Origin of the sequence: Kribbella sp. NPDC000426, from assembly GCF_040300265.1 — a bacterium.
GTDB lineage: Bacteria > Actinomycetota > Actinomycetes > Propionibacteriales > Kribbellaceae > Kribbella.
Genome location: NZ_JBEPDK010000010.1, coordinates 10,850 through 24,137, shown reverse-complemented (window position 1 = coordinate 24,137; position 13,288 = coordinate 10,850). Strand labels below are relative to the sequence as shown.

At 69.4% G+C, this 13,288-nt stretch carries 10 protein-coding genes; 8 read left to right on the top strand and 2 right to left on the bottom strand.

Features of this window, described 5'->3' with window-relative positions:
- Positions 1-26 precede the first annotated feature (26 nt).
- Positions 27-1,616: a phosphodiester glycosidase family protein gene (locus ABT313_RS39310; RefSeq protein WP_350865043.1), complete on the top strand. Its 1,590-nt coding sequence runs from the start codon at positions 27-29 to the stop codon at positions 1,614-1,616.
- Here the strand turns inward: ABT313_RS39310 and ABT313_RS39305 are convergent.
- Both ABT313_RS39305 and ABT313_RS39300 read right to left on the bottom strand, forming a co-directional pair.
- Positions 1,606-1,977 (bottom strand): ParB/Srx family N-terminal domain-containing protein, encoded by a 372-nt coding sequence (locus tag ABT313_RS39305; RefSeq protein ID WP_350865040.1) that lies wholly within the window; start codon positions 1,975-1,977, stop codon positions 1,606-1,608. The genes ABT313_RS39310 and ABT313_RS39305 overlap by 11 nt on opposite strands.
- A 26-nt stretch (positions 1,978-2,003) precedes the next feature.
- Positions 2,004-2,723 carry a GntR family transcriptional regulator gene (locus tag ABT313_RS39300; protein WP_350865037.1) on the bottom strand — a complete coding sequence of 240 codons (720 nt, stop codon included), beginning with the start codon at positions 2,721-2,723 and terminating at the stop codon, positions 2,004-2,006.
- 122 nt (positions 2,724-2,845) lie between these two features.
- Here ABT313_RS39300 and ABT313_RS39295 point away from each other — a divergent pair, with 122 nt between their 5' ends.
- Genes ABT313_RS39295 through ABT313_RS39265 form a run of 7 tightly spaced genes read left to right on the top strand, consistent with a single transcriptional unit; the run spans position 2,846 to position 13,282 of the window.
- Positions 2,846-5,560 carry a UxaA family hydrolase gene (locus ABT313_RS39295; protein WP_350865034.1) on the top strand — a complete coding sequence of 905 codons (2,715 nt, stop codon included), beginning with the start codon at positions 2,846-2,848 and terminating at the stop codon, positions 5,558-5,560.
- Between the two features lie 11 nt (positions 5,561-5,571).
- Positions 5,572-6,465, top strand: coding sequence for a fumarylacetoacetate hydrolase family protein (locus ABT313_RS39290; RefSeq protein WP_350865031.1), 894 nt, complete (start codon positions 5,572-5,574; stop codon positions 6,463-6,465).
- The gene (locus ABT313_RS39285) at positions 6,462-7,955 is read left to right on the top strand and encodes an aldehyde dehydrogenase (NADP(+)) (RefSeq protein WP_350865028.1); all 1,494 of its coding nucleotides are present in this window, start codon (positions 6,462-6,464) and stop codon (positions 7,953-7,955) included. The genes ABT313_RS39290 and ABT313_RS39285 overlap by 4 nt, the downstream gene beginning before the upstream one ends.
- On the top strand, positions 7,952-9,739 hold the full coding sequence (locus tag ABT313_RS39280) for an IlvD/Edd family dehydratase (protein ID WP_350865025.1): 1,788 nt from the start codon (positions 7,952-7,954) through the stop codon (positions 9,737-9,739). Before ABT313_RS39285 ends, ABT313_RS39280 begins: the two co-directional genes overlap by 4 nt.
- A complete protein-coding gene (locus ABT313_RS39275) occupies positions 9,739-11,040 on the top strand; it encodes a nickel pincer cofactor-dependent isomerase, group 22 (RefSeq protein ID WP_350865023.1) in 1,302 nt (433 codons plus the stop codon). The genes ABT313_RS39280 and ABT313_RS39275 overlap by 1 nt, the downstream gene beginning before the upstream one ends.
- Complete coding sequence (locus ABT313_RS39270; RefSeq protein ID WP_350865021.1) at positions 11,040-11,906, top strand: U32 family peptidase; 867 nt, start codon at positions 11,040-11,042, stop codon at positions 11,904-11,906. The genes ABT313_RS39275 and ABT313_RS39270 overlap by 1 nt, the downstream gene beginning before the upstream one ends.
- Positions 11,903-13,282, top strand: coding sequence for an FAD-binding oxidoreductase (locus ABT313_RS39265; protein WP_350865018.1), 1,380 nt, complete (start codon positions 11,903-11,905; stop codon positions 13,280-13,282). Before ABT313_RS39270 ends, ABT313_RS39265 begins: the two co-directional genes overlap by 4 nt.
- Positions 13,283-13,288 lie beyond the last annotated feature (6 nt).

The window sequence follows — 13,288 nt, the reverse complement described above, 5'->3', positions numbered from 1 at the left end:
GCGAGGGTGGAACGTAGGAACGTCCTATGACCCTGCGACGTCTGGGCCTGTCCGCCCTCTGCCTTTCCCTGACCCTCGGTGGCACGACTGCTGTCGCCACCCCGCCGACGCAGCATCTGCCGCTCGGCCCGGACAATCTCACCGAGACCCGCGACACCCGCGCGCTCCAGCCGGGTGTCACGCTGACGACGATCGTCCGCGGCCAGACCGACACCAACGCCGGCTGGACCGTTGAGATCGCGATCCCTTCATCCTCGCCCGATCCCGATGCGCCCGCGGCTGCGATCTCCGACCAGGCCGGCGCGAACAAGGCTGCCGACAAACTCCGCGCCGCGGGCCTCGAGCCCCGTGTCGAGGATGTGCCGACGCCTCGACTCGCCGATGCGGGCGGGGGCAGTCTCGGGTACCGCGTTCGCCTCGGGCTGTTCGCGAACAAGGCGGACGCCGACGCCCTGCGTACCAAGGTGATTGCGGCCGGGCTCAGCGGATCGAGCCTCTACACGGGCTGGGACGGTGAGCCCGACGACATCGCCGGCTCGACCGGTCCGTGGCACGTGCAGGTCCTGACGGTCGATCCGAAGAAGTTCCGCGGCACGCTCGATGCGACGTACGGCTCGGATATTGAGCAGCGCGAAACGACCAGCACGCTCGCGACCCTGACCGGCGCGACCGCGGCGATCAACGCCGGCTTCTTCGTCCTCGATCCGAAGTCCGGAGCGCCCGGGGATCCGGCCGGCGTCGGGGTGTACGACGGGCGCCTGGTCAGCGAACCGACCAACGGCCGCCCGGCCCTCGTGCTCGGCCCGCGAGGTACCTCCGTCGACCGGTTCACCTGGCGCGGCTCCGTCCAGGGCGTCGGTAAGGCGCTGCCGCTCGACGGGCTGAACCGGGTTCCCGGGCTGATCCGCAACTGCGGCGGTACGGCGGACGACCTGCCGACCGCGAAGCCGATGCACGACACGACCTGCACCGACGCGGATGAACTGGTCGCGTTCGACGACTCGTACGGCGTCGCCACGCCGAGCGGACCGGGCGCCGAGGTGGTGCTCGACCGGCGCGGGATCGTGATCGCGGTCCGTACGACGACCCGCGGCGGGGCGATCCCCGAGGGTGGGCGCACCGTGCAGGCGATCGGCAACCTCGTGGCCCCGTTGCTGGCTGCTGCGCGAGTCGGCAAGCCACTGACGGTCCGCTCGACATTGCTCGACGAGCGCGGTCGACCGGTCCCGCTGTCCCGCCGTACGACGATCGTGAACGGCGGACCGGAGTTGGTCCGTGACGGGCGGATCCACGCGACCGCGGCGGCCGACGGGATGGTGCAGGACACGGCGAGCTTCTACTACGGCTGGGTCCACAAGCGGAACCCGCGCACGATCGCCGGCGTCGACGACCACGGGCGCACCGTCCTGATCACCGCCGACGGCCGCAACGTCAACAGCCTCGGCCTCTCAATCTCCGAAGCTGCTGCCGTCGCCAAGTCCTTCCACCTCACCGAGGCGATCAACCTGGACGGCGGCGGTTCCACGACAATGGTTGCTGATGGCAAGGTGTTGAGCACGCCATCGGATGCGGCCGGCGAACGTCCGGTCGGCGACGCCCTGGTGATCACGAAGTAGCGATCTGGTCCAGGTCCGCCCACGGCAGGATGCGTACTGCGACAACAGTGCGGCCCTCGAGTTCGGCGCGGAGCAGGCGGTGGACGCCGTCGAGGATGGTGATGCGGCCGTCGGGTCGGCGTACGGCGTCTATCGGGTGACGGAGGTCGGCGGTGAAGGTGCGTTCGTACTGCTCGCGGTACGTCACCGGATCCGCTGCAACCTCCCGCGGCGTGACCTGGAACGGCCGCCCGCCGTACGCCCAGAACGGCAGCTCGAGGTGGTCGGCGAAGTCGGCCACAGGGAGATCGACCGTGGGCAGGTCGAGGGCGTGGAGGCGCTCAAGGTCCCAGTGCAGATCGAGGATGTGCGCTGCCAGCACTGGAGGGATTTCCAGCGGGAAGCGTTTCACTCGTAGATGCGGCGTAGGCGGAGGGTCATTGAGTTTTCGATGTGTTGGGTCATGGCGGCCTCCGCGGCGGCCGGGTCGCCTGACGTGATGGCCTCGACCAGCATGCGGTGTTCGGTCAGGACCTCTGGGCCGATGTCGCGGTTGTAGTGGAGGCGGAAGATGTGCAGGTGGCAGTGGGTGCGTTCGAAGGCCAACCGCACCTGCTCGCTCCCCGACAGCGACGCGATCAGTGAGTGGAAGCGGTTGTCGTGCGCGGTGAGCGACTTGTAGCCGGCATAATCGATCGACGTCGGCTCGACCGCGTTCGCCAGCTCGGAGCGCAACTGTTCGCGGCCCGCCACAGAGATCAGCTCGGCCGCCCGCCGAGCCGCCCACGGTTCGAGCAGCAGGCGGAACCGGTACAGGTCGTCGAACTCCTCCAGCGTCAACAGCGGCGTCGCGCGGTAGCCCTTCAGCGGCTCCTTGACCGCGAGACCCTCCGACTCCAGCCGCGCCAGCGCCTCCCGGACCGGCGTCGACGACACCTGGAACTCGCGCGCCAGACCGTCGATCGAGATCCGGGCGCCGGGCCGGATGACGTGGTCCATCAGCATCGTCTTGATGGCTTCGTACACGTCGTCGGCGAGCATCTGCCGCCGCAGCACCCGCCGGTCCACCGGCGGTGCCGGTGATGGTGCCGGTGATACCGGCTGCATCGGCCCCAACGCGTCAGCCATCAGCTGTCTCCGGAATCTGGTCGCGCCCTTGACCCCACCGGTCAGGTTTCGGCAGGGTAACACTGGTAATCATGCATCATGCACGATTCCGCCCGGAGCAAGCTATGGGAAGGCGCGAACGAATGGTGAGGTTCGAAGAGATCGGCGTGCTGCCCGAGCCGGGCGACAACGTCGCGATCGCCTCCCGCCGGCTCGAGGCCGGCACCGAGGTCGACCTGGGCGGTACGACGGTGACGCTGCCACACACCGTGCTCGAAGGACACCGCTTCGTGGTCACTCCGACGAGCACCGGCGCCGCGCTGACCTCGTGGAACACCCCGTTCGCCCGCGCCTCGCGCGACCTCGTCCCCGGTGACTATGTGTGTACGCCGACCAGCCTCGCCGCCGTCACCGCCCGTGGCGTCGACGGTCTGCCCGAGGTGCCGAGCGCGACCAACGAGCCGCTCGACCCGTACGAGCTGGACGAGTCCGCGCTGAACTTCGGCGCCCAGGTGACCAGCGTCGAGCAACCGGGCACGTTCCTCGGCTACCCGCGTGAACAGGGCCCGGCCGGCACGCGCAACCACGTCGTACTGATGGCGACCAGTTCACGCAGCAGCGGGTTCGTCACCGAGCTCGCGCGGCGCTTCGACGGCGCGGCGGCGGGCGACGGCGTCGTACCGGTGGCGCACACCGAGGGCGGCGAGGACGAAGTACCGAACAACCTGCACTTCCTGCTCGCCACGCTGGCCGGCTTCACGCTCAACCCGAACGTCGGCGCGGTCCTGATCGTCGACACCGAGGGCGACGTCGTCTCCGGTGCGGCGATCAAGAACTTCATGGCCGAGAACGGCTACCCGTCGATCAAGGTGCCGCACGCGTACTTCACCCGGAAGGCCGGCTTCGAGCACGACCTGACGATTGCCGGCGCGCTGATCGAGCCGTGGCTGCCGGTCGTCGATGCGCAGCAGCGGGAGGAGGTCCCGCTGGCGGATCTCAAGATCGCGCTGCAGTGCGGCGGTTCCGACGCGTTCTCCGGTATCTCGGCGAACCCGCTGGCCGGTCAGGTCAGCGCCGAACTGATCCGGCATGGCGGTACGGCGGTCCTCGCGGAGACCGACGAGCTGATTGGTGCCGAGCCGTACGTGCTCAAGAACGTCCGCGACCTCGCGACGGCGAAGAACTTCCTCGCGATCATCAAGTCGTTCAAGGAACGCGTCGGCTGGCACGGCCACACGGCCGAGGGCAACCCGTCCGGCGGCAACGTGTACCGCGGTCTGTACAACATCGTGCTGAAGTCGATCGGTGCCGCACGCAAGCTTCCGCGCGAGGTCCGGCTCGACCACGTCATCGAGTACGGCGAACCGCTGCCGGGCAACGGCTACATCTTCATGGACAGCCCGGGCAACGACCTGGAATCGGTCGCCGGCCAGATCGGCAGCGGCTGCAACCTGATCTTCTTCACCACCGGCAACGGCTCGATCACCAACTTCCCGTTCGTGCCCACGCTCAAGTTCGTCACGACGAGCGCGCGGTACGAGCGGCTGCACGCCGAGATGGACGTTGACGCAGGCAAGTACCTGACCGGCACGCCGATGGCGGACCTGACCGCCGAGACGTTCGATCTCACGATCCGAGTGGCCTCGGGAGAGAAGAGCGCGGGCGAGCGAGCCGGCCATAGCCAGGTGTCGATCTGGCGGAACTGGAAGCAGGTGGGCCCGGTCGAGGGCATCTCGATCACCACCGACGGCCGGATGAGCCGCAAGCTCACCGACCTCCCGGCCGAGGACCGCGACGCTCCGCTCGACGGCCTGCCGCTCCACGGCCGCACCTCCGACAGCCGGACGCCGACGGAGCTTCTGCGAGTCGACGACCGGTTGGTGCCCGAGGCAGCCGGCCTGATCCTGCCGACCAGTCTCTGCTCCGGCCAGATCGCGCTGCGCATCGCGGCCCAGGCGGAGTTGGAGAAGTGGGCCGGCGACGCGGTCACGCGGATGGTCGCGCTGCCGCACACCGAGGGCTGCGGCAGCAGCGGCGGCGCGTCCGAGGAGACATTCGCGCGGATCATGCTCGGGTATCTGCTGCACCCGAACACCCGGATGGCGCTGCTGCTCGAGCACGGCTGCGAGAAGACACACAACGACTACTTCCGCTCGCGGCTGGTCGAGGCCGGCGCCGATCCGTCCCGCTTCGGCTGGGCGAGCATCCAGGCCGACGGCGGCCTCGATGCCGTCGGCAACAAGGTCAAGGACTGGTTCAGCAGCTTCCAGCTGGCCGCACCGGTCGACGAGCGCGGGGACCTCGGCGCGCTCACCGTCGGGCTGGAAGCGCGCGGGCCGTTCTCGGAGGCGACGGCCGAGGCGTTCGCGCTGATCGGTCGGGAGATCGTTGGCTCGGGCGGTTCCGTCGTACTGTCGTCGCGTGGCGCACTGCTGGCACATGACGGTTTCCGTACGGCGGCGTTCGGGTCGGCGGATCCGGTCGGGCCGACGGTCGCGCACGGGCAGCGGCTCGCGCAGCCGGGCTGGCACGTGATGCGGATGCCGGGGACGGACTGGATGGAGACCGCGACCGGGTTCGGCGCGACCGGTGTCCAGCAGATCCTCGCGCATGTTGCCGGCGGCACCTTGTCGGCGCAGCGGTTCGTACCGGTCGTTGAGTTCAGCAACGACCCGGAGACGGTCGCGACGTACGGCGACGACCTGGACGCGGTTGCTACCGGTGACGCGGCCGAGCAGGCGCGGATCGGGCTCGACACCATCGCCGCCGTCGCCAGTCGGCGGCTCGTTCCCAAGGCTGTTGCCTCCGGCAATGTCGGTTTCCAGATCACCCGCGGTCTGCTCGGCACATCAATGTGAAAGGCCTGTCCATGCACCTCGTCCGTTATCTGTCCCCGGTGGACGGTCGCCCGATCCCCGGTGTGCGCACCGGCGACACGGTGGCGTCACTGACCGGTATCAACACCTTCGCGGAGCTGCTGCAACTCCCGCTCGAGGACTTGCAAGCAGCGGTCGCCAAGGTCGGGGAGGGCGAGCCGGTCGAGGGGCTGAAGTTCCTGCCGCCGCTCGACGGGCGCGGCGAGGTGTGGTGCGCGGGCGTGACGTACGAGCGGTCGCGCGGCGCCCGGATGGAGGAGAGCACCGAGCAGTCGGTGTACGACAAGGTCTACAGCGCCGACCGTCCCGAGCTGTTCCAGAAGGCGCCGGCCTGGCGGGTCGTCGTGGACGGCGAGCCGGTCGGGATCCGGCCGGACTCCGGGCACGACGTACCCGAGCCGGAGCTCGCGGTGGTTGCCAACAGCCACGGTCAGATCGTCGGGTTCACGGTCTGCAACGACATGAGCTCGCGCTCGATCGAGGGCGTCAACCCGCTGTACGTACCGCAGGCGAAGCTGTTCGCGGGCGGTTGCGCGCTGGCTTCGGGGATCCGCCCGGTGTGGGAGGTCTCCGATCCGAAGAACCTCGCCATCAGCCTGGTGATCGAGCGGGACGGCGCGGAGGTGTTCTCGGACACCACGTCGACGGCGAAGCTGGTGCGGGAGCTACAGGACCTGATCGACGTGCTGTTCCTGCCGAACGACTTCCCCGACGGCGTCATCCTCGCGACCGGCACCGGCATCGTCCCGGAGCTCGACTTCGCGTTGGCGCCGGGCGACATCATCACGATCACGGTCGACGAGGTCGGCACGCTCACGAATACCGTGGCCGTAGGCCGGGAACCGTTCGCGTTCCTCGCAACCGACAACCAGGAGGGAACCCGATGACCCCCGACACCGGCCCGGTCGAGACGACTAGCGCCGCCGCTCCCGCCGACACCACGCCGGCCGAGCTGGAGCAGGCACTCGCTGCGGCTGCTGCTGCGGCTCCCGTCTTCGCCCGCTCTGAGCCCGCCGTGCGGGCCGGGTGGATCCGCGCCGTCGCCGACGCATTGGATGCAGCGTCCGACGAGCTGGTGCCGATTGCGATGCGCGAGAGCTCGTTGCCTCAGGCCCGGTTGACCGGTGAGGTTGCCCGCAGCACCGGCCAGCTGCGGATGTTCGCGGACGTGCTCGAAGAGGGCTCGTTGCTGGAAGTCATCATCGACACCGCCGACGCGCAGGCCAAGCCGGTGCCGCGGCCGGATCTGCGGCGCGTACTCGTCCCGCTCGGACCTGTCCTGGTATTTGCGGCCAGCAACTTCCCGTTCGCGTTCAGCGTCTGCGGTGGCGACACCGCCTCCGCGCTCGCGGCCGGTTGCCCGGTGATCGTCAAGGCACACCCCGGACACCCGGAGCTGTCCGCGCGGACCGCCGAGGTGATGATCGAGGCGCTGAAGACCGCCGGAGCACCGGACGGTACGTTCGGCCTGATCGCGGGCTTCGACGTCGGCGTCACCGCGCTGAAGGACCCGCGCATCACCGCGGCCGGCTTCACCGGCTCGGTTCCGGCCGGCAAGGCGTTGCACGAGATCGCCGTCACCCGTCCGGAGCCGATCCCGTTCTACGGCGAGCTCGGCAGCCTGAACCCGGTCTTCGTCACGCCGGCCGCGATCGATGCCCGCGGCAAGGACATCGCCACCGGGTACGTCGGTTCGTTCACGCTCGGTGTCGGCCAGTTCTGCACCAAGCCCGGACTGCTGTTCCTGCCGACTGGCCACGGTCTGCAGGAGCAGCTCGTCGAGGCCGTCGGGGGAGTGGCCGAGGCCCCAATGCTCAACGACCGGATCAAGGACGGCTTCAGCTCCGGCCTCGACCGCCTCGAGAAGGTCGACGGCCTGCGCGTCTGGTCCAGCGGCGCCGCAACCCTTCTGCAGACCACGGTCACCGAACTGCTCGCCCGCCGCGACGAGATCCTCGAAGAGTGCTTCGGCCCGGTCTCGATCGTCGTCGAGTACGACGGCGTCGACGAGCTGAAGGCCGCTGTCGAGGCCTTCGAAGGCAACCTGACGGCGACGCTGCACGCCGAGAACGAAGACGCCGACCTTGCCCGTGAGCTTCTGCCGCTGCTGACAGCCCGAGCAGGACGCGTGTTGTGGAACGGCTGGCCGACCGGTGTCGCGGTGAGCTGGGCGCAGCACCACGGCGGCCCCTTCCCGTCGACCGTCGGCTCGATCCACACCAGCGTCGGCGTGACGGCGGCCCGCCGGTTCCAGCGCCCGGTGGCGTACCAGGACGCGCCCGACGCCGTGCTCCCCGACGTACTCAAGGACTCGAACCCGGCCGGCATCAGCCGCCGGGTGAACGGAACCGTGACCACAGACGAGGTGACGCGATGACCGACGAACCGACAGTTGACGAACCGGACCAGCCGATCGGCCGGCGGAGTTTCGACCACTGGTTCGGCGAGAAGGGCCGCAACGGGTTCATCCACCGGTCGTGGATGAAGTCGCAGGGCTTCTCCGAGGAGGCCTTCGACGGCCGCCCGGTGATCGGGATCTGCAACACCTGGTCCGAGCTCACCCCGTGCAACGCGCACCTGCGCCGGCTCGCCGAGTCGGTCAAGCGCGGCGTCTGGCAGGCCGGCGGGTTCCCGCTGGAGTTCCCGGTCATGTCGCTCGGCGAGACGTTGCTGCGGCCGACCGCGATGCTGTTCCGCAACCTGCTCAGCATGGACGTCGAGGAGTCGCTGCGCGGCAACCCGCTCGACGGCGTCGTACTGCTGACCGGCTGCGACAAGACGACCCCCGGCTCGATCATGGGCGCGGCCAGCGTCGACCTGCCGACGATCGTGGTCACCGGTGGCCCGATGTTGAACGGCAAATTCCGCGGCTGCGACATCGGCTCCGGTACGGCGGTCTGGCGCTTCACGCAGGACCTCAACGCCGGCCGGATGTCGGCCGAGGACTTCGCGGCGGCCGAGGGCGGCCAGTCCCGCAGCAACGGTCACTGCATGACCATGGGTACGGCGTCGACGATGGCCTGCATGGCCGAGGCGCTCGGGCTGCAGCTCACCGGCGCCGCGGCCATCCCCGCCGTCGACTCCCGCCGGTACGTGGTCGCCCAGAAGTCCGGGCAGCGGATCGTCGAGATGGTCAAGGAAGACCTCAAGATCAGCGACATCCTGACCCGGGACGCGTTCGCGAATGCCGTCCGGTCGAACGCCGCGATCGGCGGCTCGACGAACTTCGTCATCCACCTGCTCGCGATCGCCGGCCGGGTCGGCGTCGACGTGACGCTGGACGACATCGACGAGTGGGCCCGCGGCGTGCCGTGGCTGGTCGACCTGCAGCCGTCGGGGAAGTACCTGATGGAGGACTTCTACTACGCCGGCGGCCTGCCCGCGGTGCTGAAGGAGATCCTGCCGCTGCTCAAGACCGACGCGATCACGGTCACCGGCAAGACCCTCGGCGAGAACGTCGCCAACGCCGAACGGATCGAGGCGATGTACCCGGGTGCGCCTGCTGGCAGCGAGACGTACGCCGTGATCCGGCCGGTCGGCGACCCGCTCGGCAGCGGCGCGGGAACCGCCGTACTGAAGGGGAACCTGGCGCCGGACGGTGCGGTCATCAAGCAGTCGGCCGCGTCCGAGCGGCTGTCCCGGCATCGCGGCAAGGCGCTGGTGTTCAGCAGCATCGAGGAGTACGACAAGGCGGTGGAGGACCCGGATCTGGACGTCGACGAGGACACCGTGCTGGTGCTGCAGAATGCCGGCCCGCGCGGGTACCCGGGGATGCCCGAGGTGGGCAACATGACGATCCCGCGCAAGCTGGCAGAGATCGGCGTCGACGACATGGTGCGGATCTCGGACGCGCGGATGAGCGGTACGGCGTACGGGACCGTCGTACTGCATGTCACGCCGGAAGCGGCCGTGGGCGGGCCGCTGGCCTTGGTACGGACCGGTGACTGGATCGAGCTCGACGTACCGGCGCGACGGTTGCATCTGGACGTGCCGGACGAGGAGCTGGAAAAGCGACGGGCCGACTGGCAACCGCCGACGCCACCGACCGACCGCGGCTGGGCCCGCCTCTACGTGGACCACGTGACCCAAGCCAACCAGGGCTGCGACCTCGACTTCCTGGTCGGCCGCACCGGTTCGGCCGTCGGACGACAGAGTCACTGATGAGCTGGGGACCATTCGAAGCGGTCCGCGGGCTGCGGCCGTCCGGCACCCTCCCGCAGGTGACGCCGATCCGGCGGATCCTGTCGGAGGTGCCGACCTCGGCCGATCCGTACGCCGACGCACGGGCCGCGCTCGAGCCGCTGCGCTCGCGGATCATGCCGGGCGCGCGGATCGCCGTGACCGCGGGTAGCCGGGGCATCCGCGATCTCGTGCCGGTGGTGAAGGCCGCCGTCGACTGGCTGCGTGACGCCGGCGCGGCGCCGTTCGTGATCCCGGCGATGGGGTCGCACGGCGGCGCGACAGCGGACGGGCAGCGCGAGATGCTCGAAGGGCTGGGCATCACGCCGGAGTCCGTCGGCTGCCCGATCGAGGCGACGATGGAGACCGTGGTCGTCGGCACGCTCGACGACGGCACCGAGATCCACCACGACGCGATCGCCGCCAAGGCCGACGGCGTACTGCTGGTGAACCGGGTCAAACCGCACACGGACTTCCACGGCCAGATCGAGAGCGGGATCGCGAAGATCCTCGCGATCGGCCTCGGCAACCACCGCGGCGCCGCCTCACTGCACGCCGGCGGCATCCCGTCGCTCGGCGGCAACATCGAGGCGGCGGCCCGGATGGTCGTTGCACAGGGCAAGATTCTCGGCGGTCTCGCGATCCTGGAGAACTCGCTCGATCAGACTGCATCGGTCGAGTTCGTCGAGGCCGACGGAATCGCCGGAGCTGCCGAGAATGCCTTGCTGCAAAGGGCTTCCAGCATGCTGGGCCGGTTGCCGTTCGACGAGCTCGACGTCCTGGTGATCGATGAGCTGGGCAAGGACAAGTCCGGCGCCGGCATGGACACCAACGTCATCGGTCGTTGCTGGGTGCATGGAATCCCCGAGTTCGAGTCGCCGTCGATCGCGGCGATCAGCGTGCACTCGTTGACCCCGGCGTCGCACGGCAACGCGTCCGGCCTCGGGCTCGCTGACGTCATCCCGGCGCGGTTGCTGGAGCAGATCGATCTGCGGGCGAGCTACGTGAACGCGCTCACCTCCGGCGCCGGCGGTGCGCGGCGCTCCCGGTTGCCGATGGTGATGGAGGACGACGAGGCCGCCGTACTCGCGGCGGCGACGATGTGCGGGCGACGGCACTGGTCCGAGCTGCGACTGGCCCGGATCAGGGACACGTTGTCACCCCACGAACTGATGGTGACGCCCGCCCTGCTCGGCGAGGCGGCCGAGCGTTTCGACCTGGAGATCACCGGTACGGCGCGCGACCTGACGTCGGCCGGGAGCCTCGGACCTTGGAGCGAGTGATGAACCTTCGCGAAGCACGTGCCCTGCTCGCCGATCGCGGTTTCGCGCCGGGGAACACCTCGACCCGGACGTTCCCGGACGGGTCGCCGCACAAGGTCGAGATCCCTTCGTGTGAAGGGCCGCGGGTGATGACCGCGGTGCTGGAGGAAGCGAAGTCGCGCGGGATCACGATCGACCGGGTGTCGCAGGGCAGCGGCGTGATGATGCTGACCGACGGCGAGATCGAGGAGATGCTGTCCCTCGGCGCTTCCGCCGGCGTCGAGGTCTGCCTGTTCCTCGGGCCGCGTGGTGCATGGGACATCGGTGGTCAGGCCAAGGTCTCGGCCGCTGTCGGCGGTGTTGCGCGGGGCAACGATCAGGTCGCGGCGTCGTTGTGCGACGCGTTCCGCGCCGTGGAGCTCGGCGTCCGGAGTCTGCTGGTCGGAGACATCGGTGTGCTGGAGATCATGGGCCGGCTGAAGGTCGAGGGCGAGCTGCCCGCGGATCTGGTGCTGAAGACCTCGGTGCTGATGCCGTTGCCGAACGCACCGACCGCCCAGCTGTACGAGCGTCTCGGGGCGACCAGCCTGAACGTGTCGACCGACCTGCCGGTGCCGGTGCTCGCGGAGATCCGCTCGGTGACGACGGTACCGATCGACATGTACATCGAGGTCCCCGACGACCAGGGCGGCCACGTCCGCTTCTACGACGTACCGGAGATCGTCCGCGTCGCGGCGCCGGTCTACCTGAAGATGGGCCTGCGGAACGCGCCGAACATCTACCCGGTCGGCGCACACCTGGCCGGTACGGCGGAAGCTCTCGGGCGGGAGCGGGTCCGGCGGGCGGAGTTGATCCTGCGGCTGCTCGCCGAACAGGATGAGGCATGAGTGATGCGCTCGTAGCCCGGCTCCGGTCCGCGTTGGGCGACGCGGCGGTCGTCGACGATCCCGATGTGCTGGACAGCCATCGGCACGATCACGCGACGTTCTCACCGGCCGGTGTGCCACGGGTGCTGGTGCGGCCGACCTCGACCTCCGAGGTCGCCGAGGTACTGCGAGCGGCCGGGAGTTTCGGCGTACCGGTCGTCACGCAGGGCGCACGGACCGGCCTGTCGGGCGCGGCCAACGCGATCGATGGCTGCTTGCTGCTGTCGACGGCGCGTATGAACCGCATCTTGGAGGTTTCGGTCGAGGACCAGGTGGCTGTCGTCCAGCCGGGTGTCGTGAACGCCGACCTGTCGCGGGCCGTGCTGGAGGAGGACCTGTTCTATCCGCCGGACCCGTCGTCGTGGGAGATGTCGACGATCGGCGGCAACATCGCGACCAACGCCGGTGGGTTGTGTTGCGTGAAGTACGGCGTGACGTCGGACTTCGTCCGCGCGGTCGAGGTGGTGCTGGCGTCGGGTGAGATCGTCCGCACCGGGCGGCGGGCGGCGAAGGGTGTCGCCGGGTACGACCTGACCCGGCTGATCGTGGGCTCCGAAGGCACGTTGGGCGTGGTCACCGAGGCGACGCTCGCGTTGCGTCCGGCGCCGGAGGCCGCGTTGACCGCGGCGGCGACGTTCCGGTCGATCGAGGACGGGATCGCAGCTGCGGCAGCGGTCATGGCGTCGGGGCTGCGGCCGTCGTTGCTGGAGTTCCTCGACCAGCCGACGCTGCGGGCGATCCAGGACTACCGCGACATGGGTCTTCCGGGCGATGTCGGCTCGATGCTGCTCGCCCAGTCCGATCGCGGGCCTCGCGCGGCCGAGGACGTCGCGCGCGTCGCGGCGATCTGCGCGGAGCACGGCGCGATCGAGGTCGCGGAGGCCTCGGACGTCGAGGAATCGCGGATGCTGCTCGAGGCGCGCCGCCTGGTGAACTCCGCGCTGGAGCCGCTCGGCACGACGCTGATCGACGACGTGTCGGTACCGCGTTCGCAGCTGGTCGCGTTGCTCCGCGGGATTGCCGAGATCGGCACCAAGTACCAGGTGCTGATCTGTTGCCCAGGGCACGTAGGCGACGGCAACATGCACCCGACCGTGGTCTTCGACCGCAACGACCCGGCGGCCGAAGAGCGTGCGCTGGAAGCGTTCGGTGCGGTGATGGAGCTCGGCCTTCGCCTCGGCGGGACGATCACCGGCGAACACGGTATCGGCACCCTCAAGGCCAGCTGGCTCGAGACCGAACTCGGTCCGGTCGGTCTGGAGCTCCACCGCCGCATCAAACAAGCCTTCGACCCGGAGAACCTCCTCAACCCCGGGAAGGTCCTCCGAGCCTTCTGACCCGGC